General features: G+C 54.8%; 19 protein-coding genes and 1 pseudogene. 11 read left to right on the forward strand and 9 right to left on the reverse strand.

What is annotated here, in order from left to right; genetic code table 11:
- The first annotated feature begins 480 nt into the window (after positions 1 to 480).
- The 3 genes from IGW04_RS07695 (at position 481) to IGW04_RS07705 (ending at position 2,296) form a co-directional block, all read left to right on the forward strand.
- Entirely contained in the window at positions 481 to 1,530 is a 1,050-nt protein-coding gene (locus IGW04_RS07695) for a glycosyltransferase family 2 protein (protein WP_228526929.1), read from the forward strand.
- Positions 1,531 to 1,587: 57 nt separating this feature from the next.
- Positions 1,588 to 1,986 carry a GtrA family protein gene (locus tag IGW04_RS07700; RefSeq protein ID WP_194712473.1) on the forward strand — a complete coding sequence of 133 codons (399 nt, stop codon included), beginning with the start codon at positions 1,588 to 1,590 and terminating at the stop codon, positions 1,984 to 1,986.
- 118 nt (positions 1,987 to 2,104) lie between these two features.
- Positions 2,105 to 2,296, forward strand: coding sequence for a hypothetical protein (locus tag IGW04_RS07705; protein ID WP_194712474.1), 192 nt, complete (start codon positions 2,105 to 2,107; stop codon positions 2,294 to 2,296).
- 76 nt (positions 2,297 to 2,372) lie between these two features.
- Here IGW04_RS07705 and IGW04_RS07710 read toward each other — a convergent pair whose 3' ends face one another.
- Together IGW04_RS07710 and IGW04_RS07715 are read right to left on the reverse strand one after the other, a co-directional pair.
- Positions 2,373 to 3,836 carry an oligosaccharide flippase family protein gene (locus IGW04_RS07710; protein ID WP_323744830.1) on the reverse strand — a complete coding sequence of 488 codons (1,464 nt, stop codon included), beginning with the start codon at positions 3,834 to 3,836 and terminating at the stop codon, positions 2,373 to 2,375.
- Positions 3,837 to 4,252: 416 nt separating this feature from the next.
- Entirely contained in the window at positions 4,253 to 4,405 is a 153-nt protein-coding gene (locus IGW04_RS07715; RefSeq protein ID WP_194712476.1) for a hypothetical protein, read from the reverse strand.
- On the opposite strand from IGW04_RS07715, the gene IGW04_RS07720 reads away from it, so the two are divergent.
- The 3 genes from IGW04_RS07720 (at position 4,404) to IGW04_RS07730 (ending at position 7,346) form a co-directional block, all read left to right on the forward strand.
- On the forward strand, positions 4,404 to 5,300 hold the full coding sequence (locus tag IGW04_RS07720; protein ID WP_194712477.1) for a glycosyltransferase family 32 protein: 897 nt from the start codon (positions 4,404 to 4,406) through the stop codon (positions 5,298 to 5,300). The two genes, IGW04_RS07715 and IGW04_RS07720, sit on opposite strands and share 2 nt — an antisense overlap.
- 124 nt (positions 5,301 to 5,424) lie before the next feature.
- On the forward strand, positions 5,425 to 6,300 hold the full coding sequence (locus IGW04_RS07725) for a glycosyltransferase family 32 protein (RefSeq protein ID WP_194712478.1): 876 nt from the start codon (positions 5,425 to 5,427) through the stop codon (positions 6,298 to 6,300).
- Between the two features lie 62 nt (positions 6,301 to 6,362).
- Positions 6,363 to 7,346, forward strand: a complete 984-nt coding sequence (locus tag IGW04_RS07730; protein ID WP_194712479.1) for a glycosyltransferase family 2 protein — start codon at positions 6,363 to 6,365, stop codon at positions 7,344 to 7,346.
- A gap of 70 nt (positions 7,347 to 7,416) precedes the next feature.
- Here IGW04_RS07730 and IGW04_RS07735 read toward each other — a convergent pair whose 3' ends face one another.
- From IGW04_RS07735 to IGW04_RS26200, 4 genes are all read right to left on the reverse strand, one after another.
- Positions 7,417 to 8,457 (reverse strand): glycosyltransferase family 2 protein, encoded by a 1,041-nt coding sequence (locus tag IGW04_RS07735; RefSeq protein ID WP_194712480.1) that lies wholly within the window; start codon positions 8,455 to 8,457, stop codon positions 7,417 to 7,419.
- Positions 8,454 to 9,530, reverse strand: a complete 1,077-nt coding sequence (locus IGW04_RS07740) for a glycosyltransferase family 2 protein (protein WP_323744831.1) — start codon at positions 9,528 to 9,530, stop codon at positions 8,454 to 8,456. The genes IGW04_RS07735 and IGW04_RS07740 overlap by 4 nt, the downstream gene beginning before the upstream one ends.
- A gap of 290 nt (positions 9,531 to 9,820) precedes the next feature.
- On the reverse strand, positions 9,821 to 10,261 hold the full coding sequence (locus IGW04_RS07745) for a glycosyltransferase family 2 protein (RefSeq protein WP_194712482.1): 441 nt from the start codon (positions 10,259 to 10,261) through the stop codon (positions 9,821 to 9,823).
- 58 nt (positions 10,262 to 10,319) lie between these two features.
- Positions 10,320 to 10,580: a glycosyltransferase family 2 protein gene (locus tag IGW04_RS26200; protein ID WP_194712513.1), complete on the reverse strand. Its 261-nt coding sequence runs from the start codon at positions 10,578 to 10,580 to the stop codon at positions 10,320 to 10,322.
- 935 nt (positions 10,581 to 11,515) lie between these two features.
- Here IGW04_RS26200 and IGW04_RS07755 point away from each other — a divergent pair.
- The 5 genes and pseudogenes from IGW04_RS07755 to IGW04_RS07775 form a co-directional block, all read left to right on the forward strand.
- A pseudogene (locus IGW04_RS07755) lies at positions 11,516 to 11,662 on the forward strand (IS5/IS1182 family transposase); the annotation flags it as partial.
- A 479-nt stretch (positions 11,663 to 12,141) separates the two neighbouring features.
- On the forward strand, positions 12,142 to 13,233 hold the full coding sequence (locus IGW04_RS07760; protein ID WP_194712483.1) for an acyltransferase family protein: 1,092 nt from the start codon (positions 12,142 to 12,144) through the stop codon (positions 13,231 to 13,233).
- 868 nt (positions 13,234 to 14,101) lie between these two features.
- Positions 14,102 to 14,851: a PIG-L deacetylase family protein gene (locus tag IGW04_RS07765; RefSeq protein ID WP_194712484.1), complete on the forward strand. Its 750-nt coding sequence runs from the start codon at positions 14,102 to 14,104 to the stop codon at positions 14,849 to 14,851.
- A gap of 289 nt (positions 14,852 to 15,140) precedes the next feature.
- Positions 15,141 to 15,899: a flocculation-associated PEP-CTERM protein PepA gene (gene pepA / locus IGW04_RS07770; protein ID WP_194712485.1), complete on the forward strand. Its 759-nt coding sequence runs from the start codon at positions 15,141 to 15,143 to the stop codon at positions 15,897 to 15,899.
- Positions 15,900 to 16,169: 270 nt separating this feature from the next.
- Positions 16,170 to 16,625 (forward strand): hypothetical protein, encoded by a 456-nt coding sequence (locus IGW04_RS07775; protein ID WP_194712486.1) that lies wholly within the window; start codon positions 16,170 to 16,172, stop codon positions 16,623 to 16,625.
- A gap of 72 nt (positions 16,626 to 16,697) precedes the next feature.
- Here the strand turns inward: IGW04_RS07775 and IGW04_RS07780 are convergent, their stop codons facing one another.
- The 3 genes from IGW04_RS07780 to IGW04_RS07790 form a co-directional block, all read right to left on the reverse strand.
- Positions 16,698 to 18,683 (reverse strand): Ig-like domain-containing protein, encoded by a 1,986-nt coding sequence (locus IGW04_RS07780; protein WP_194712487.1) that lies wholly within the window; start codon positions 18,681 to 18,683, stop codon positions 16,698 to 16,700.
- 262 nt (positions 18,684 to 18,945) lie between these two features.
- On the reverse strand, positions 18,946 to 20,136 hold the full coding sequence (locus IGW04_RS07785) for a LytR C-terminal domain-containing protein (RefSeq protein WP_194712488.1): 1,191 nt from the start codon (positions 20,134 to 20,136) through the stop codon (positions 18,946 to 18,948).
- Between the two features lie 19 nt (positions 20,137 to 20,155).
- The gene (locus IGW04_RS07790) at positions 20,156 to 21,100 is read right to left on the reverse strand and encodes a type II secretion system F family protein (protein WP_194712489.1); all 945 of its coding nucleotides are present in this window, start codon (positions 21,098 to 21,100) and stop codon (positions 20,156 to 20,158) included.
- Positions 21,101 to 21,108: the final 8 nt, after the last annotated feature.

A 21,108-nucleotide genomic window follows, 5' to 3' on the forward strand; every position in this document is an offset into this window, starting at 1 on the left:
GGGAATGTAACCCCTAATGCAAGTTTTTGCGCGGCGGGCAGGGGAGAAGCTTGCGTAATGACGGCTTCAAGCCGAGCCCGGTGATCCATTCCAGCGTTGCAAACCGCGCAGATGTCCGGTGCGTAAGGAGGTTCCGGCTTCGTTTCCGGAAAATTGCTTGATGGGTGAAGCTATAATTGCGCTTCTGAAAGAATAGAGGCAAGCGGGATTGCGTTCAAAGGCCGTCCATGCATGATGGCTGTTCTTCCATCGTTTCATCGCATGCGCGAACAGGATATATCCCCGTACGTTGCCTGGGCCAAGAGCCGGTCCGCGGGACGGGTACCAGGCTTCGTTGCTCAATACACATCCTGATCTGACTGCAATGCCGCAACAAGGCATCGGCTAAGGTTTCAAAGGCTATCAACCCTATTTTCGAAATCCAACATGGATGCCACCCCATCTCACCAGGCCGACAAGCCGTTCATGCGCTCGCCGCAAATGCAACCCACTGATCCAAGAATTGCCGTCATCCTGCCCTGCTATAACGAAGAGGCGGCGATCGGGACAGTAGTGCAGGACTTCCGCGCCACCCTGCCGCAGGCCGAGGTGTATGTCTATGACAATAACTCCAGGGACAGGACCGTCGAAGTCGCGCGGGCCGCCGGCGCTATCGTCCGCAGGGAGCCGCTGCAGGGCAAGGGCAATGTGGTGAGGCGTATGTTTGCCGACGTCGATGCGGACATCTATGTGCTGTGCGACGGCGACGTCACCTATGACGTGGCAAGTGCGCCGGCCATGATAGAGAAACTGCTTGAAGAGCAGCTCGACATGGTGGTGGGCTGCCGCGTGGACCACGATGCTGCTTCCTATCGCAAGGGACACCGCCTAGGCAATGCGCTCTTCACCGGCGCGGTGGCGCAGCTCTTCGGTAACCGTTTTTCCGACATACTCTCGGGCTACCGCGTCTTCTCGCGCCGCTACGTCAAGTCCTTCCCGTCACTGGCGCACGGCTTCGAGATCGAGACCGAACTGACAGTGCATGCGCTGGAACTGCGCATGCCGATCGCGGAAGTCGATACGCCTTACGGGGCGCGCCCCGAAGGCTCGGTGAGCAAGCTTTCGACCTACCGGGACGGCTTCAAGATCCTGCACATGATATTGAAACTGTTCAAGAACGAACGGCCCCTGCTATTTTTCAGCATCATTTTCCTGTGCCTTGGCCTGCTTTCGCTGGGGTTCGGCATCCCCGTGATCGAAACGTATTTCAAGACGGGCCTGGTGCCCCGCCTACCCACCGCGCTGCTGTCGGCAAGCATCATGCTGCTGGGCTTTTTAAGCCTGACCTGCGGGCTCATTCTCGATACCGTCACGCACGGACGGCGGGAAATCAAGAGGCTTGCCTACTTGGGCGTGCCTGCGCCTGCCGCAGGCTTTCCACGTACTGAAGCCGCAACCTCCGCCCATTCGCTGTTGAACGAAGCGAATGGCTTGTCTCCTGAAGTGCCGTTACCCATTGCGGCTGTGGCGACTGGCCATGTGGAACGATGAACAACGGGTATTGACAATCAAGCACAGTCGCATTTGCCACGACGCGGCAGGCCAGCCATGCTGAATAGGCGCACCTTGCGCCAGTTCTGGCGTTTCGGCATCGCGGGCGGGATCGGCTTTGTTGTCGACGTGCTGGTGCTCTACATCGCGGTTGCGCTTGGCTCGGGCGTCTACCTGGGAAGGGTGATGTCATTCTTTTGCGCCACGTTCGCGACCTGGCAGGTCAACCGCAACTTTGCATTCGCGACCGCGACGACGATGTCAGCCTGGGCGGAATGGTGGCGTTATGTGCTGGCCGTGCTGGGAGGTGGGCTGGTGAACTACCTGCTCTTCAGTCTGGCTGTCGCGACGCTGCGGCCAAGCCCCTTACTGCCGATGATCAGCGTCGCGATCGGCTCCATCGGCGGGATGGTGGTGAACTTCATTAGCACCAAGGTGCTGGTGTTTCGCCAGTAGCGTAGCGCCGCCGGATGAGCTTGCAAACAAATTTCTGGGCGATATCCTCGGGGAACATGACTTGAAAGCGCAACTCGCCCAATGTATTCACTGGGTGGAACCTAACTAAGCAGACCAGTTGGTAAAGCTGCATGGCAGCAAGCCGCTACAGCAGTCGGTGTTTGCTTTGGAAGAAGATGCCATCACCAGCCTAGCAAACGCCAATTATGCAAACAGAGCGAAGCGCCGCCAGATGGATCATCAGTTCGTGATGCCGACTTCGATGCGCTGCAAGGAAGTAATCAGAGCTTGCCGCTTGATGTCGCGCTGAAGAAGGCTGGCTGGACAAAAACCTACGCCGAACGTTTACGTAAAACCCAGACCGCTACCGATGCCCGACCACCATTTCAGTTAAGCCCACGCGGCAAAACGTCTCGCTTCTGCCCCATTCGCCTTTTGACCCGAGCCCAAAACCCCGCGCCAAGCAAATGCAACTCCGAAACCATCGGATGCCTAGTCAAGCGCAAACCGACATACCATACTGTCGCCAACGGTACCGCCATTATCAAAAGAACCGCAATCGCCGGCAGTGACGCCGGTAAAACCGCCTTCAGCAGCATTGCAGTAGCCATGCAAGCCGACGTCACTACAGCACTCGGCCATAATGCCACGAGCATGGTAGTGAAGCGGTGGTGCAAAACGATGTAATGCTGAGCGATCAGCACCGGAGCAGCAGCGATAGTCGCGGCGCAAATCGCCCAGGCGAAACTTTCGATGTGTCCATTAAACAAAACCACGCCAAATGTGATGCGCGTGATAATTGTCACGACTGTCGGCACTGCCGATAGGTAGGGGCGACCAACTGCGGTCAATGCAATCGAAGTGTAATTAAAGACGATACCAATGCTTGCGGCTATGGCGAGTGCATTGATGGCCGGCACTGCTTCCAGCCACTGAGGTCCGTATAGGGTGATGATGATTTCCCGGCCGAGCAGGTAGGTCAGGCCGAAGGCTGGCCAGGCAACGGCAGTTACCAGAGATGTAGCCCGATTGAGCAGCGGACCCAGCGGTTCTCCACGGTGGTGCGCCTGTGAAATGTACGAAATCGATCCGTAATTCATCGTGCTCCCGGCGACATACCCGAAAATACCTATCGTCGAGCTTGCTCTGCTGAAAAATCCCACCAGCGTGGCGTTACCCAGCTTGCCGAGAAGTATGTCCCCGATTGCATTATTGATAGAGTTCATGAAGTTGGACAACAGCGTGCCAACGCCGAAGTGAAGCACGTTACGCCAATGTCGGAACGAAGGCATCCATGGCATATTTTTGGGCCGCATCAGCGCCAAAGCGCATCCGGTCGCAATGATGTTTGCCAAATTCGCCCATGCCATGCTCATGGTGCCAAAGCCAAGAAAAGCAAGGCCAAGGCAGGTGATGGCGAAGACGGCAGTGCCTATAACGTTCACGATTGCCTGCTTGCCAGCCTCGAACTCGCGCGCCAGCAAGGAAGTCGTCACCGTGCCAAAGGGAATGAAAAGGAAACCGATGGCCAGCACTTCCATGACCGGCACCATCCTGGGTTCCGCGAACCACCGCCCAAACCATGGGCTTGCAAGGAACAGCCCGAGAGCAATCAACCAGGAGCTCGTAAAAACGACGCCGGTTGCGGCACGTATCTTTTGTGGGGTGAGTTCGCGCTCCTGCTGAAGATAGGTGCCGATGCCGAAATCTCGAAAAATATGCACCATGTTAACGAACACGATCGTCATCGAGTAGACGCCAATCTCACCTGGACTGAGCAATCGCGCGAGCACCAGGCTGACCACGAAGCCAGCGATGGTCGATCCTGAGGAAGAAAAGAAGTTGATCACTAAAGATCGTCGCAGTTTTGCCATGAGCAGGAGAGAAAAGTGCAAATAGACAATTTAAGCAATTTGAATAGAAGCCGCTGACATGCTTGTGAGCAGGACAGTACTTTAACGCTTTATCCTCCGTCCTAAGAAGAGGCGACTGGGCAAGAACGCGCTTATCGAGGCTGGTTGCAAGGAGTCAGCCGCGGGTCACATGGTTAGACATTATTCCAGGAACCCGGTAGGCATCTTGTCGCCACGCAACAGCACCCTTGGCGCTTTGGCTTAAAAGTTGACTAAACGCTTCCATCTTGTTTCTCGTCATGTGCCTCTGCGCATGTACTCGATGGTACAACCGGGAACGTGAAGAAAATCTTTCACTTTTCTAGGGTTGTGAATCTCCGGAGCCGCCTCACGCTCAAAGCGAGCGAAGATTTTCATGAGTTGTTGAAAATGCAAAAATGATAAGTATGTTCTGTTTGTTCAACAGCAAGATGGGCTAAGCCTGCACTGCGCAAAATAGCGATAATGTGTGTCAAAATTACAAGATAATACGTTTTCCCAATTTCCATCAGAATCGGGCTTTTCATGCAATTTCTCAGATTTCTTGTGCCGAAACTTAATCAGCAACGTAAGCTGAATGTTCTACCAGACGTAGCGTCCGGAGATGTTATCCCCAAGATTATCCACCAGACTTTTCCGACTCGTCAGCTGCCCAACGAAATAGAGGAAAACGTCGCTTGTTTAAGGGCGATGAATCCTCACTGGGAATATCGATTATATGATGACAAGGACATCTCGGACTTTATAAGGCAGAACTACAACGATAAAGTCCTCGAATATTACAATCGCATTAATTCAGCCTATGGCGCAGCACGCGCTGATTTGTTCCGGTATCTCGTCATTTATAAATGCGGTGGCGTCTACATTGATATAAAAAGTACTGCCACATTGCCGCTCGATAGCGTTTTGAAAGACAGCGATTGCTTTCTTCTCTCTCATTGGCAGAATAAAAAAAATGAAGAATACGAAGGGTTTGGATTTCACTGGGACCTGGACGTGCCGGATGGTGAGTTTCAGCAATGGCACGTCATCTCGGCGCCTGGTCATCCTTTTTTGAAGGCAGTGATCGAAACTATTTTTATGAACATCGACCTCTACCTGCCGAGCTTGCACGGCGTGGGACAATACGGGGTAATGCGCGTCACCGGACCAATTACCTATACGAAAAGCATCTTGCCGCTTATGCCATTACATCGCTATCGAATGGTCGATGCGACCGTGGACCTGGGGCTGAAGTACAGCATTTATGCAAAATTTTCCCATATGAAAATTTACAAGGCGAAGCATTACACTGTACTCAAGGAACCGATTGTCCGTCTCGGACCCGGGGGAAGAATGCTTTCCAGCCTTATGGCAAAGGTGCAAGGAACGGCTGATTTTCTAAAAGGTAAAAAGCTTGCATCTGCAAGGAAAAATAGCTAGTCATGTGGCTGGCAAGCTTGGACTTTGAACAGCTTGGCTTTTGAAAGAACCGGTTTTGTTGTGCCATTGAAGCACCGGCTGGCGTAAAATTGAAACTGCCATATCGCATTCACATAGGTCGTTAATGAGATTATTTAAGTACGTCTTCCCAAAACTGAACCAGCAGCCGCAATTGCACGTTCTACCGCACGTGGTCGAAGGTACACATATTCCGAAGATAATTCACCAGACCTATGCAAAAAGCGAATTGCCCACGGAACTACTGGAAAACCAGCGCCGTTTGCAGGCCATGAACCCCGGGTGGGAATACCGATTCTACAAAAATGACGATATTGTCGAGTTCATTAGCAAGAACTATGGGCCGGAGATACTGCGCTATTACAATCGAATTAACCCATTGTACGGTGCGGCTCGTGCTGACCTATTTCGCTATCTGGTCGTGTATAAATGCGGCGGTGTTTACCTTGACATAAAAAGCTCGCTGAATCTGCCTTTTGATCGCTTCTTGCAGGAAGACGACACTTATCTTCTTGCTCAATGGGAAAATGAGAAAGAAGAAGAATTTGCCGGATGGGGTTTTCATTACGACCTGCGTAGTATAAAAGGTGGTGAGTACCAGCAGTGGCATGTCGCGGCGGCGCCGGGACATCCTTTCCTGCGTTCGGTATTACAAAACGTGCTGAAAAACATCAATCTCTATATTCCTGCCTTACACGGCGTGGGCAAGCGCGGCGTGCTCCGCTTAACAGGGCCGATCGCCTACACGCTAGCAATCCAACCGCTACTTGGTGCATACAGGCATCGGGTGATCACCCGTCAAACACCATTTCCATTTCGATACAGCATCTACCCATACGATGCCCACATCGGCCTGCTTTCCACCCATTATTCACAACGTACAGAACCTGTTGTCGAAATCAGTCCCATGAAGCGCTTGTATTCAACGCTTTTCCAAGGTTTGAACAAGGTAGACGATAGGATCCGACGCAAGCCCGTCTGAACGCCAATTGGTAATCCTTAATCGCTTTCGTTTACTACCCTCTATAGATTCAAGAGCAAAAGATGCGCCTTACCTGCGGCATTGCTTTATGTACTTATAACGGGCAAAAATTCCTAGAAGAACAATTAGCGAGCATCATCGCCCAGCGGCAATTGCCCGATTCGATCGTGATCTGTGACGATTGCTCTTCCGACCAGACGTGGGAAATTCTGCAGGCCTTTGAGACTGCATCGCCGGTGCCTGTGAAGATTGTCAGGCATGCGGACCGACAGGGCGTCGTCAGGAACTTCGAAACCGCAGTGGGGCTACTTCAAACGGATATCGTTTTCCTGTGCGACCAGGATGATCTCTGGCTTCCGGAAAAAATATCGACCATCGCCGCGCTGTTTGAGTCCGACCACGAGGCAACCCTGGTTTTTACCGACGCCGTGCTGGTCGATGAACAGGGGCAAGAGTTGGGCGAGTCATTGTTTTCGGAATTGCAAATCAGTCGCTCGGAGGAATGGGCCTTGAGTCAAGGTAGGGCGTTTGAAGTCTTGTGCCGACGCAACGTCATTACTGGCGCCACCACTGCATTCCGCCGCTCGCTGCTTGATGCGGCGTTGCCATTTCCTGCTTCCTACTTGCATGATGAATGGCTGGGGCTGCTTGCTGCAGCGACGGGCAAGGTGGTGAAATTACCAGAGCCGACGATCAAGTATCGGCAGCATGGTAATAATGTAATCGGCGTGAAGAAACTGACGTCCATCGAGACCTTGAAGCGCCTCAGATGGAGCATGAATGAAGCCCGGTCGCGCCACTTTGCAGCCGAACGGGTCGATTTTCGGTCCGCGTTGGCGAAACGCCTGAAGCTACTTCCCGGCACTCCAGGCAACATCGTGCAACGATGCCAAAAGTCGCTTGATTTTGCACAGTTCCGCGCAACTCTGCCTAGGCGCTTTTTATTGCGCCTGCCAGCCGTGATATCGATAGCGGTGAAAGGTGAATACCGGCAGTTTGAAGGCTCGTGGAAAAGCGCTGTTTTCCGCGACCTGGTGCACAAATAAAATTGAAATCGACCTTGTACAAAAGATATTCAGGTCCGCTTATTGCACTGCTACTTTTAGCTTTATTTCGTCAAAGTTTATTTGCCAGATGCTTGGCATGCTGAATCATCAACACCCTTCGCAACAGCTCGATATGATACGGTACCTTGCGCGCCAGCACAGGTGGGCCGCCAGTGCCGCGCATGGCATCGTCAATGCCGAGCAGGCAGGCTTGCGCTTTGTCATGGCGCGACTTCGACACCAGAATGTTTGCCATAAATATGGAGCGGTCGATCAGCCTCAGGCGTATCCAGCGCCGGTGCTTCGTCGGCGTGTGTGTAAGCCAGAAGCGCAGACCGTTACGCGTCATTAGATAGAAGAAGTAAGGAGGACGGTGCGCCTCGTCAGACGCAAAACGCACATGCCTGGATCGGGCGTCGAAGGCCATACGGCTACTCCATCCGGCCTTGGACAAACGCGCGCCGATATCGTCGTCCTCATAATAGGCAAATAGCCCACTGTCGAGCGAGCCTATCTGTTTCAGTGCCTCGATCCGATACAGGACGACTGTGCCTCGCACCCACATCGTTTCCGGCGATTCGATTTCCCAGGCACGTGCTTCATCGATAGACGTGGCTCTCACCGACTCAAGCCGTTGCCAGTCGTGCTTCGCTCCACAAAAGTCAATCGAGGTTGGATCGTCAGCGGCAACCGTAACCGGTGATACGGCACCGCAGTCAGAATGTTCATTCATCAATTGGACAAGTTTTCCCAGGCAATCACGGTCGACGACGGCGTCACTGTTGACGAGCCAGATGAAATCAGCCTTTTCGTCAATTGCCATTTGAATTGCGAGATTGTGTCCACCGGCAAAACCCAGGTTGACTTCTTGTCGCACCAGGGTAACGGGCAAGGCTGCCGTTCCGGCATTTAGCAAATCCCAATCGGACTGCGTAGAGCCGTTGTCGATTACAACGATTCTGACCACAATTGAGGGATTATCATCCAATGCAAGCAACGACGCTATGCACTCGAGAGTAGTGGATGCCGTGTTCCAGTTCAGAACGCTAATGAGGACAAACTTTTTTTCAGCATCATTAATGCTGACAATCTGCTGAGTTTCAGGATTCACGATCGGGTTCTATGAGAATACGGGACTGGAACAGAAACATCAGTCTTTTCTTTTGGAAGCTGCAAGACATTGTGGAGCTCGCATGTCTTAAATTTTGTATATAAAAACATGATCAAACTTTTTAATCGAAAGCGATAAGTCGCCGGTTTATTTTCGAGTAAAGGAAAAACGGCGCCTGCAATATTGAACCGTCGGGCCCGGAAACTTTCGTAAAACACCCGATCGTAGCGTTTGCGGATCGCTTCCAAAAAAACGTTACGATAGCGTTGCGCAAATGGATGATGCCGAAGAACAAACTTCATGACTTCCACTTCTCCTAAAGCTGTGCGGAGGAGGTCATATGAGTCGTTGCCCTCATGACGCCTGATCCGCACCAATGGAATGGTACATATCGCAATCTTGCCGTTCGCAATCGCGCGTAAGGTGTACTCCCAATCTTCGGATGGAACCCGGTCGAATACCGGGTCGAAGCCACCAATACTTTCATAGAAAAGCTTTTTAATCGTTGCGCCGGTTGGCATCAGTGGCTGAAACACGATTGTTTTAGCATATAGGTCCGGGATGTCTGTCACAAGGTCGCCGTCGACATTACCGCCATCGAGAAAGCCCTTCGGTGCCCCGGACAAAATGTCTTCCGCCACCTTTTCGCCACAAAAGCTCTGGTAGTTCGAATAAATACTATCGATTTCAGGATGCGCTGCAAGCAATCCTCCTATCGTGTGCAGAAATTCTGGCTGCAGCAAATCATCGGAGTCGCATAAAGTGACATATTTACTTGTCGCCGTTGCGACGCCCAAGTTACGAGCGGCCTGCACGCCGATTTTTTTCGATGGAATAACGCGAATACGCTGGCCGAAGCGTCGCAGCTGAACTAAGGTGTCGTCTGTCGATGCGTCGTCGACGACAATAATCTCGGCAAAGGGAACGGTCTGGTCTAGCGCCGACTGCACAGTATGAACGACAAGCGACGCCCGGTTATGTGTCGGTATGACTAGGGAAACGTTTGGCTGTTGATTCAAAATTACACCTTGTACATTAAGTCCACATTCACGAACATCACGGTAAATCAGCACCAAGCTAACCAACAATTATGTATTTGAAGGGTGCATCTTCAATATTTGATTTTTCCATTATTTTATCTCGTAACCATAATGATGCGTTGGCACGATGGCCATGGACTTGTGCAATGCCTTCATCTGTCACTTACGAGGCTGCGGCCAAAGCTTTATGGCGGGCCTACGCGCCTGCAACAGGCGGATCGAGGACGCCAGCGAAGGAATCCAACTGCCAAAGAAGCGCCATAGCGCCACAGAGGCGGGGCAGTTTGCAGCAGAGAACGAAGGCTGACGCCAAGGCGACAGAGTCAAGCGGGCGCGGCAGACCGTAACGAATGATGTGCGAACAGGAAGGCCTGTTTGACACGGAACTTGAGCGAAGTTGGCTTTTTGCGAATCAGGCACAAGGTGTCTGCCGCGATGTCATAGCGTTTCGTGCCAAATGCCATGTCGAAGATACTCAGGCGGCGCCGGTCAATGTCGTCCAGAATGGCTCCACTGTACTGCCTCGCCAGCAGGTGGTGGATCAGCGCGTGCGTCAGCACCGTAATCTCACCATCAGCCTGCCGCATCGCGTTGCGTGAATCATTGTTAGCATGACGCCGCAGAAGCGCCAGAGGTTTAGTGCAGACGGCCGTATTGCCTCTCTCGATGGCGCGCAACGTATATTCCCAGTCTTCCGACCCAATGCCGTTGAACGAGGGGTCGAAGCTACCAATAGCGTCGTAGAAGGATTTTTTCGTCGTCATTCCAGTTGGAACAATGGCTGAAACTGGATCGTCTTGCTGTACAGCTCAGGGATGTCGCTTAGAAAATCACCATCGCGCTCAGCGCCATCGAAATAGCCTGGCGGCACCGTGCCGAATTTCTCGGCGTCGACCTGCGTGCCGCCGCCATGCCCTTGTTGCGGGCAACCTGAACGTCTACCTTATCGGACGCAATGACGGTGAGCCAATCGCCGAAGGAAGCCAATACCGCTAATGTGTCGTCGGTTGAGCAGTCATCCACAACTATGATTTCGTGGAAAGGACGCGTCTGGTCCAGTGCGCTCTGGATCGTTTCGGTGATGAGGTCCGCTCAGTTAAACGAGGGAATGACCAATGTAAATGTGGCGGTTTTCATAAATATTTTCTTTTGCTAGCGTAGCACTATAGGTTCAAATTTTAATGTGCAAGCCAAGACTGCAGCAAACGTCGGCAGTGCATTGCCAAAGTTATCAAGGCACTGCACGATGTGTTCAAACCCCTCAAAGCTCAGGATGATAAACAAGACTTTGTGATCCCAACTTAGCAAAACCATATTCATGACACGTTTCTAGGCGGTTATTAGTATTGCAGAATTGCAACGATTTTCATCCGAAGGCACATCACTAATTTAATTTATTTTTAACTAAAATTTCATTTAGCTCTGATGCTAATTAACAACAAAGCTGTGCTCGGATATCTTTTTTTAAAAATTCTTCGGTAAAAATAGATATTTAGAGCCAAATCTTTTATATTTCCAAATAACAACTAGATTGGAGAGGGAGATGTTTTTTTCTTATAAGCTCGGTACTGGAGAAGTAGGAACTATAAGTGCTAAAACGCCATTCATAGCAGCTCGGACGTTGCTGGGGCGCTCTGCTCAACACGAATGCGGAATGGCGGATATAGACGGCGCAATCTACGAAAACAACAAGCGCCTGAGATGTGTCCTGCTTTCAGTCAAAGACAATACGAGCAAGCAAGCAAGCATACCGCTTTCCCCCCTAGTTCCTGTTAATCCAACGGTAGCATGAGCGTCACGGCGACCAGGATGTGTTTGATAAGGTCGCCAAGCGCAGTTATCGACGAATCATGGCCAGCTTGATGATACTTAGGTAGTGGATCTCAATTTTGCTTTGTCGCATTAAGCGAGCAGGTCCCGGCCGTCGGGTAAACTGCCACCTTTGAATAACGAGCGGGCAGCTATGCTGAATCCCAAAGGGATGTGATTTCCGGTCGACGTAATTCTGGTCTGCATTCGCTGAGACGAAAATGCGCTGCTTCAAGCTACTTGGGGAACACATCATGGCGTGCGACTTTGATCGCCAAATCGCTGAATTACAGATCCGTGCCGCTGTGCTGAATCGCTTTACGCGTCTTGGCACGCCTATTACGGTATTACGGTAGCTATGCCGTAAATTCGTCTACGGAAAGGGTAATTTGCCCTTTTCTTTATTTCTGTAACAAAGCCTTGTGACACGGTCCTTTCCTTTACAAGAGGATCGGCTGGGTGCTCATTCGGTGAAGGACCACATTCTTCGCCGGCCAGCCGGCTGGCGGTGTTGCATACTGCCTGATGGAGGTAACCTTCTCCAGTGCAAACATACTTAGACCAGGTGTCCGAAATATGTCTCACTGGCTATAAACTGTCACATACAGTGCGGAAGAGCCAAATCACGAGCGGCATTGAAATCCAAGACAGCATCCACTGGTAGTGAATCCACTTTGCCAGTCATCAATAAGGAGGCGATTGCTATTTGCGCACGTTGCTGATTTGTAGCGCCAGGGCAGTCATCCTAGCTATCGTGAAGTTATGCGCATCATAGGGCTTTACGCAAAAAAGTATTTATAAAAATATATAAAATGAGAAGTTACGGGGAGACATAATGACTAGTTCTAAAAAGTTGCCCGCTGGGCAGCAAAAGCTTTCCAGCATTGAGGCGGCACGTGGCATTGCCGCTCTCATGGTGGTTTTTTATCATGCTGCTCGTCACTTAAAAGCAGATTTTGGCGTTTTACCTTGGAATGGTATTTTCAAGTTTGGCCATGCCGGCGTTGACTTCTTTTTCGTCCTGTCCGGTTTCATTATCTTTTTTGTACATCAACCGGATATCGGGCGTCCATCCCGATTGTTTGCTTACTTTGAGCGGCGCTTTACTCGAATCTATCCGCTGTTTTGGGTATCGCTGGTCATCGGTTTGGCACTAGCTGGGTTGTCAAGTACGAAAGTATTTCCTGGCGGCCTCACCATTATCCAGCACGCCACTTTGCTACCATTTCATGATGATGTAGGTGTTGCCTGGACCCTGCAGCATGAAATTTTATTCTATTTGATCTTCGCTATGGCAATGCTCCACCGGGCAATTGGCATTGCGGTATTTGCCGTCTGGTTTGTCTTTATTCTGACCTGTTGGGCAACAGGCCATACCTACGAAAATTCACTGCTTTTTGCACGCTTGGCCTCAACATTCAATCTTGAATTTTTCTTTGGGATTCTAGCTGCGTATATCGTAAAAACGCATCCACTCAAGCGGGGATACTTATTGCTTGCAGCTGGCATTGTCATCTTTGCCGGTTTCGCATTCGCGGAAGACATTGGCGTGTTCAATGGCTACGCAGACTCAGCCAAGATTGCTTATGGTTTCAGTTCCCTGTTGATTGTGATCGGCTTAGCTAGTGCCAACTTGACCGGCCGGTTAGCTGCACCCTCTGCCCTGGCACAACTCGGGACCGCCTCTTATTCAATCTACCTGTTGCATTTGCCTTGTATTGGAGTGATGTACAAGCTGTTTGGCGTGGCTGGAATGTTGACTGTCATCCCCTTGGGCTTGCTCTACTTATTACTGTCGGGTGGGGCAATTGTCATTTGCGTCATAATTTCGCGCACTGTTGAATATCCACTTATGCAATGCATTCGGCAGTATCTGTCAGCTAGGGAAAAACGTCGGAAGGCACGTGCTGGATTAACTGGCGCTTAATAATGATTAGTGTATATTTTTATGAAAAATTGTAGGTTTTCTTCTTTTTAGCAAAAAATTTCCAACGATATTTTCAATTAAAATGCATGGTATTGCTATAACCAAAAAATAATCGGAAAGCAATGCGATTTGCTATGGCACAGAATGAATCCAAAGGCTAGTATTTTCGGCAACATAGTTCTTGAATCTGGCGCGCCCCTTGCAGAGATAATAACGAAGGGAAAAAATTGCGAAAGGGCGGGCTTTGATCAACTGAAGAACGGATTCGACCAGGCTATCTGTCAGAATCAGCGTGCCGTCCAGATCAACCACCAATGGAGAAGCGGCGGGCGATGATGTTATCATTTAGGAATATTTATATATAACAATTTTATTTCGTAGTTGCATTTTTAAATTAAAGCCTTGGCATGGGATGTTCCGCGCTGAACGGCAGTAATCCATCAGTCAATGCCTGAAAAAATTCAAATCAAGCGCCAAGGCTGGTGGTGCACGTTCGAATTGCCGAGATTTTTTCTTGGCTGATTTATGTATCCGCTTGTCAAGCCGGAAAACAACAGTAGAAATCGACTGGCTGTGAATGCAGAGAAGGTATGCCTGCAAACCATTTCTGCCACGACCTTGATCATTAAATGGCTGAGTTGCGAGAGTGCGCCAGCGTCCTGGCTTGCATTATCCACATCAGTAAGGGCGGTTCCTAGCCATCAGGCTTATAAGCCTTGGCTACGGCATGAAACGCCATACATGGTGGTGCGTGTCATATGCTCGGCGGAAATGAGCGAATCAATCGCGCTGCCACCGCACTGGCCAGCGCTTCCTGGCGTCTTTTCTCCCATCGATGGTCAACTTACTCACACTTGGAGCGGAAACCATGCCTCACCGTCCACTTGCCCCATTCCCACAACACCGCCCCCTGCTGCTGCCCGACCTGGCACTACCGGCAAATTCCAGCATCGTCGTGCTGGCGCCGCATCCGGACGACTTCGACGCCATCGCCATCACGATGCGCCACCTGCATCGCCAGGGGCATGAGATCCACCTCGCCGTCCTGACCTCCGGCGCGAATGGTGTTGAAGACGGCTGGCAGGGAGCGCATGGAGCGGCGCAGAAGACTGCATTGCGCGAAGCGGAGCAAAGGGCGAGCTGCAGCTTCTTCGGCTTGCCCATGGAGCGCCTGGTGTTCATGCGCCTTTGGGAAGGCAATGACCAACAGCAGAACGAACAGGAGGGAAGGCAGGTGCTGCGCGCCTACTTGCATGCCAGGCACCCGGCGCTCGTCTTTCTGCCACATGGCAACGACAGCAATCGCACCCACCGGCGCACCTATGAAGCCTTTCATGCCATCGCCGCTGCGGACGGCCTGCAACTTCATGCCTGCCTGAATCTCGATGCCAAGACCGTCTCCATGCGGCCCGACCTGTATGCGTATTTCGGCGAAGAGGAGGCCGCATGGAAAGCGCAGCTGCTGCGCTTTCATCGCTCCCAGCAGGACCGCAACCTGAAGACCCGGGGGCAGGGCTTCGACCAGCGGGTGCTGGATGTCAACCGGCAGGCCGCTGCGGATGCGGGCGGCTTGATGCCGTATGCGGAAGTGTTCGAGCTGCGGGCTTTCGGCCTGTGAGCACTTCATGGCGCGCTTGTGGGCGAACACCATCAGGCTGCGTTGCTGGGCCGGTCTTGGCAGTGCAGTGGCCAGCCATATTCATTGGCTATCGCAGCCTGATGAGGTTTGACGCAGCTTTTCTATCGCGCGTCTCTGGAATACCAAATATTCCTGATGTCGGGATTCTTTACAGAAAAGAAACTACTTCCCTTAAGCACAACGTAAGCGGTTGATTATAGGAATTAATTTATTCATGGCATGATTTCTGCTTGGAACTTCCACGGAACACTTACCAGGGGAGAATAAAATGAATATTGTTGCCAACATCAAACGTAGCCTGTCGATAATTGCTTTTGCCGCAGCTTCCTTCGCTGCGCCTGCACATGCGGAACTGTTCCAGGATTTCACTGTAAATCAGAATGGGACGAGCTTTACCGCTGACAAAATGGTGCTCGGGTATCAGGAGATTTTGACTGTCGATAGCGCATCCACCTTCAAGACATCGGCATTCGCAGCGGTGCCCGTATTTTGGGGTAATGAGGCTAGTCTCCCAGTGGGAACTGATTTCAATGTATATGCGATTTTTACAGCAAACGGCCAAGTGATCGACAATGGCGGCACGTTTGTCGGAACCTCGGGCAGTATCCAGCTTTATCTGGATCGTGGCATCAGGTCGACGCTCACACTGCCTGCAGTTGGCGGCGCTGCCATCAATGTGACCAATGGCGAAACCGATCTGTTGCTTGCTTCCACTGAAAACTTCAGCTTTGGCTCCGGCTCATTGCGTCCTGGAAGTATTACCCAGGCAAACGGTGATTTTTCGCTGACCTTTAATGACCTGCTGTTGACTACCGCAGGCGCTGCTTACTTCACCTCTCCCGCGCCGTTCTATCAGCAGCTGACCATTGACGGCAATTTCAGCAGCACTCAGCCAATCAACCTCAATGGCACGAGCTCGGTAATATCGGGCGCTGCCAACGTGTTCTTTGTGCCCGAGCCAACTGCGGTGGCGCTGTTCGGCATCGCCCTGCTCGGTCTTGGCCTGAGCCGTCGCCGCCGCGCCTGATTTCCGGCGTAGGGTAGGGAATTACGATGGGCCAGCATATTGCTGGCCCATTTGCTTTGGGTAATTCCAAATATATTTAAGGTATGTGAAGCAGCAGGAAAGCCGGTATGCGCTACCTGCACACACCTGCCAGCCTGACCATCCCCAAATCGCACCCATTCCATTTCCGTTCATCCGCGAAAGGCTTTGCGATGAATGCGAAGAACGAACCAGCATTCGGCGCAACTGCGCTTACAGGCGCGCTTGCCTTCATGGCTGGCGCATCGGCCCATGCAAGCTCCCTTGTGCCCAAGACCGGCGGCTTTTCCTGCCAGCACGCTGGACCAGCCCAGCGACCCCGCCTGCCAGCTTGCTGGCACGATGGTTGGCATCGGCAGACTGAGTCGCTTGGGCAAGTCGGCCGTCGTCGCCACGGACTGCATTACGCAGGCGCATGGAAGCGTTGTCATCCTCCACGGCCTCATCACGGTGCCGGTCACCAATAGCGACAAGCTGATAGCCACCTACCCCGGCAGCTTCGTCCCGACGGGCGGCACGGTGTTTGAAACGAAGGAGGTCACCTGCGGCATCACTGGCGGCATCGGACGCTTCGAGGGGCAAGGGCAGCGGGGAAATGGACGAACCGGAAGACTTGGCGACGCATCAGGAATCGTTGAGCGTCAGCGGGAAGAGTTCGTATTGAGGGTTGGAATGCAAGTGAAGCGCGTTGCTGTTGTCGGCGCATGACGAAATCAAACCGCTTCCCTGTCGGTCGTAGCTGGCCAGCGCAGCGCCGGCCAGCTACGACCATCGCATGGCTCAGTCGGTAACCGAGAACGACTGGGTAGTGATCAAGCCCAGCGGCGTCGTCACCTTCACCGTGAGCAGGCCGCTGCTTACCTGGTTGGTGCAGACATAGCCGCTTGCAGCATCGGATTGCGTTGCATCGCTCTGCAGCAGCACGGCGTAAGTCCATACGGCAGAATTCGGCTCGGCGGTGTTGGGGACGATGAAGCTACCTTCGCTCAACAGCTTGCCGTTGGATACCGAGAATTCGATCTTCGTCCCGGCGGGCAGGATGTTGCCCGGCAAGGTGTTGGGGGAGAAGGTCGTTGGATTGGTATCCCTCACTGCGAAGCGGAATGCCTGCGCCGCATTGGCGAAAGCCACGCCGTTCTGGCATTGGCTGAGTGGGAGCGAGTTGCCATCCAGCGGGGTGATTTCGGCCGTGCTGCCCGACAGTACCTGCACCAGCGAGCCGCGCACGTGGATGGTGTTGGCACCCGCCGCACCCGTGGTGTTGACGCTGGAAGGTGACTTCAGCACGCCGTTGTACTGTCCGTCGCCGGTGCGAGTCCAGCTACCATCGCCGTTGGAATCGATGAAGACTTCGCCTGGTGCGCGCGTGTCGTTGCGGCTGAACGTATAGATGGCGCGGTCGTTGCGGAAGGGCTCGCCGAGGTCCTGCGTTGCGGCATCGAATTCGTTCGCATCCACCACGTTGTTGCCGTTGATGTCGGTGAAGTCCTCTTCACCCAGCGCATAGGCAAGAATGGTGACCCGTCCGTCAGCCGGGCGCGGCTGGGCGGCGCAGAAGCGCACGCTGCATTCGCCGGGCACGCCCTTCTGCTTGATCACAGTGCCATCTGTCAGGGTGGTTTCCGTCAGCCCGGTCAGGCAGGAGGCATCGATGGTGCCGCCTTCGGCCGTGAAGCTGACCGCGGTGCCGTCCGGCGCCGGGTTGTTGAAGTGGTCAGCCAGCCGCACCGTCACGTTCGAGCCTACCGGCGCCGGGCACCCGTCATGGCCCATGCCTTCAACGTTGAAGATCTTGGTGCTGAGCGAAAAGCTGTTTTGGTCCGGCACGCCGGTGGAAACCACGAGCTGGTCGGACAGCGTGGAAATGCTGCCCAAGGTCGCGGTCACCCGCACCGGAGTATTGACCGTGCCAGCCGCCACCACGGTGCTGACGGTGCCGTCCGCTCCGGTCGTGGCCGATGCCGGATTCAATGTCAGGCCGCCCACGGTGGTGTTCAGGCTGAAGCTGACGACCTGCCCCGAAACCGGGTTGCCGTTCTTGTCCAGCACCTTGAAGGTCACGGTGGAGCTTTCCTGGCGTCCGGCGCCGCCGGTGCCCTTGAGCGAGATGTTTTGCGGCAGCGCGGATACGAAGGTCAGCTGTCCGGCAGTGGCGGGCTGCACATTGACCGTGCCGGTCTTGGTGAACGTGGCCCCTGACAGCGTAGTGGAGGCAGTGATCACGTCGCTGCCGCCGCATCCCTTGTCGGTGTAGGAAGTGCTGGCCACGCCATTGACGGTGGTGACCGGCGAGCTGATGGTGGCCTTGCCGGCCGCCACGCAAGGCGAGGTGAAGCTGACCGATTGCGCAGGCGTGAATGGCGTGGTGCCGTTCAGTACCGTGACTGCAAGGCTGGCGGTGCCGCCGGCCGATAGCGTGGCCGGTGCGATGGCGAGTTCGCTGAACGTGAGGGAAGGGAAGGTGACGCTGTAATTCGTGGTGCCGAGGTAGGCCTTGCCATCGACCGTGGTCGTCGCCGTCACGGTAAAGGCGCCGGCCTGGGTGCCTGCCGGCAGGCTCACGCGGGCTACGCCGCTGGCATCGGTCATCGCAGTGCCGGAAGAGGGGATGAATACGCCGGTCTTGTCCGTGGTGGTGAAGGTCACGGCAGCATTGGGCACAGGTGTGCCGGTGCTGGTTTTCACGACCGCCAGCAGGGTGGCCGGCTGGTCGGGCGATACGGCTTTTGTGGTGCTGCCGGTGCTGTTGGCGAGAGACAGCGCCACCGTTGCCGCCGCTGTGGTCGTGCCTGACTGTGTGCCCGTACCCGTGCCCGTGCTGCAGCTTGGAAGGCTGGAACTGCGACCAGGCAAGCTGTTGCAGCCGTCGCTGCCGCCTCCGCCGCCGCAGCCCGCCAGCACCGCCATTGCCGCGCCAATCACAACGAGATCGGCTTTTACTGACCTTCCTGACTTCCCAAACATAAATCCCCCTGGTGTTATTGATGCCGGGCCGGCCTTGCGGCCCGTTTTTCTGATTTCTTGCGAGTTACTTGCGGCTGGCGCTATAGGCCAGCAGCGGCGCCTCGCCCATCAGCGCCACATGGCCCGCCGCATCCCTGCCCAGCACCAGGCGCACGTCCTGCGTGCCGGCAATGACGGAAACCGGCTTCATCGCCACATGGGAGGCCATCGCCGCCCTGACGCGCTCGGCTTCCTTCTCGAAGCCGGCGAGATACTGGATCTCGGTGCTCTCGGTGTTGAACGGCCGCTTGTTGGTGACGCGCGCCGCGTGGATGCCGCGCCGGGCCAGCGCATCGCGCATCTTCAGCGCCATGCCGGGCACGCCGTTGCCGTTGGCCACGTCGAAGCGGAAAGCACGCGGCTGCGGCGGCGTGGCTGCCAGCGTCTTGCTTTCTATGGCGGCGGCCTGCTGCGTCTTTTCCTCGCGCCGCTCGGCCATTGCCGGCTGGCGCTGCCGCAGCTCGATCACATTGGGCAGCACCTGCACGACTTCCATGCGGGAATTCGGCGCCAGCACGTCAGGCATGGCCGGCTTGCTGGGCAGCGCCATCGCCGGCGCGGGCTTCACCAGCGAGGTCGCCTGCCTGGCCGCAGCGAGTGCAGCGGCGGCGGCTTCCTCGGCCGGCTTGGCGGCGGTGGTGGTGGCGGTGTCGGCGCCACCGCCGGCCTTCTCCACGATCACATCGGCCAGGCCCAGCGCGGCCGTCAGGCGGTCGCGCTTTTCCAGCAGCGCGGTCTGCACCAGGCCCAGGTTGTTCAGCGCGCGGGCATTGCCCGGTTCCAGCGCCAGCGCCCTTTCCAGGGAAGGAATGGCGGCATCCGGCTCGCCGCGCAGCAGGTGCACATAGGCCAGGTTGTTATGCAGGTAGGCCATGCGCGGATAGTCGCGCGTGAGCTGTTCCAGCATGGCGCGTGCTTCGTCGAGCTTGCCGTCTTCCGAGTTCAGCACCGCCAGCGCATTGCGCGCCTCCACCTGGCGCCGGTCCAGGCTGATCGACTGCAGGTAGGCGGTCCGCGCCTGCTCCCTGTTGCCGCGCGCCTGGTGGAATTTGCCGAGCTGGTAATAGGTGGCCGCGGTCTGGTCGCCGGAACCGCGCACCTGCAGCAGCGGTTCCATCTTCATTGCGCGCGGCTCGGTCGGGGCCGGCGCGGTGGCGCAGGCCTGCAGCAGGCAGACGGATGCAACGGCGGCCAGGATAGGGCTGGTTGTTGGCATGATTTTCCCCTTGTTGTGGTTATTGGCCGCCGCCCATGGTGGGCAGAAGCACGCGGTAGATCTGGATGAACGCAGGCCCCATCAGCACCACCAGCAGCGACGGGAAGATGAAGAAGATCAGCGGAAACAGCAGCTTCAGCGCGATCTTGGCCGCCTGTTCCTCGGCGCGCTGGCGGCGCTTGGTGCGCAGCATCTCGGACTGCACCCGCAGCGAATCGGCCACGCTGGTGCCGAAGCGCTCGGCCTGGATCAGCATCGCCACCAGTGCATCCACGTCGTCCACGCCGGTGCGCAGCGCCAGGTTGCGCAGCGCCTTTTCCTTGCCGCTGCCGGCGCGCAGTTCCAGCGTCACCAGCTGCAGTTCCTCGGCCAGCACCTCGCTTTTCAGGCTGATCTCGGTGGCCACCCGCGCCAGCGCGGCATCCATGCCCAGGCCGGCCTCCACGCACACCGTCATCAGGTCCAGCGCATCCGGAAAAGTCTCGAAGATTTCCCGCTGCCGGCGCGAGATCAGGTTGCGCAGCACGATGTTGGGCAGGTAGTAGCCCAGGCCGGCGCTGAGCAGCAGCCAGAACAGCAGGGCGTTGGTGCCGTAGTTGCCGCCGGAGGTGCTCAATGCGATGAACAGCACTGAAGGCAGGGCCAGGGCCAGCAGCGTTTTGGCGCCAAAGAAGATCGCGGGAGCCGACGCGCTGCGCAGGCCGGCATTCATGAAGCGGGTGCGCAATGCCGAGTTTTCCCAGCCTTCTTCGGGCACCGAGAGCTTGGCCAGCGGTCCAGTCAGCTTGACGATGCGAGCCAGCCATTCGTTCTCGGCGCTGCCCGGCGGGGGCGTAACAGGGCCAATCACCGCGTCGAGCCGGTCACGCACCGGGTCGCCAGCGAACAGGCGCATGGCCAGCATGGCGGCTCCCATCACGGCCAGGAAGACCAGCGCGAGAAAGACAAGGTGCAGTGTGCTCATGGCGTGGT

The organism is Noviherbaspirillum soli, assembly GCF_015352955.1.
Taxonomy (GTDB): domain Bacteria; phylum Pseudomonadota; class Gammaproteobacteria; order Burkholderiales; family Burkholderiaceae_D; genus Noviherbaspirillum_A; species Noviherbaspirillum_A soli.

What these genes read in the sequence shown, in the direction of transcription:
- IGW04_RS07695 (WP_228526929.1), top strand. Translation starts at nt 481, where the DNA reads ATGCAACCCACTGATCCAAGAATTGCCGTCATCCTGCCCTGCTATAAC.
- IGW04_RS07700 (WP_194712473.1), top strand. Translation starts at nt 1,588, where the DNA reads ATGCTGAATAGGCGCACCTTGCGCCAGTTCTGGCGTTTCGGCATCGCG.
- IGW04_RS07720 (WP_194712477.1), top strand. Translation starts at nt 4,404, where the DNA reads ATGCAATTTCTCAGATTTCTTGTGCCGAAACTTAATCAGCAACGTAAG.
- IGW04_RS07715 (WP_194712476.1), bottom strand. Translation starts at nt 4,405, where the DNA reads ATGAAAAGCCCGATTCTGATGGAAATTGGGAAAACGTATTATCTTGTA.
- IGW04_RS07725 (WP_194712478.1), top strand. Translation starts at nt 5,425, where the DNA reads ATGAGATTATTTAAGTACGTCTTCCCAAAACTGAACCAGCAGCCGCAA.
- IGW04_RS07730 (WP_194712479.1), top strand. Translation starts at nt 6,363, where the DNA reads ATGCGCCTTACCTGCGGCATTGCTTTATGTACTTATAACGGGCAAAAA.
- IGW04_RS07745 (WP_194712482.1), bottom strand. Translation starts at nt 10,261, where the DNA reads ATGACGACGAAAAAATCCTTCTACGACGCTATTGGTAGCTTCGACCCC.
- IGW04_RS07760 (WP_194712483.1), top strand. Translation starts at nt 12,142, where the DNA reads ATGACTAGTTCTAAAAAGTTGCCCGCTGGGCAGCAAAAGCTTTCCAGC.
- IGW04_RS07765 (WP_194712484.1), top strand. Translation starts at nt 14,102, where the DNA reads ATGCCTCACCGTCCACTTGCCCCATTCCCACAACACCGCCCCCTGCTG.
- pepA (WP_194712485.1), top strand. Translation starts at nt 15,141, where the DNA reads ATGAATATTGTTGCCAACATCAAACGTAGCCTGTCGATAATTGCTTTT.
- IGW04_RS07775 (WP_194712486.1), top strand. Translation starts at nt 16,170, where the DNA reads ATGCAAGCTCCCTTGTGCCCAAGACCGGCGGCTTTTCCTGCCAGCACG.
- IGW04_RS07785 (WP_194712488.1), bottom strand. Translation starts at nt 20,136, where the DNA reads ATGCCAACAACCAGCCCTATCCTGGCCGCCGTTGCATCCGTCTGCCTG.
- IGW04_RS07790 (WP_194712489.1), bottom strand. Translation starts at nt 21,100, where the DNA reads ATGAGCACACTGCACCTTGTCTTTCTCGCGCTGGTCTTCCTGGCCGTG.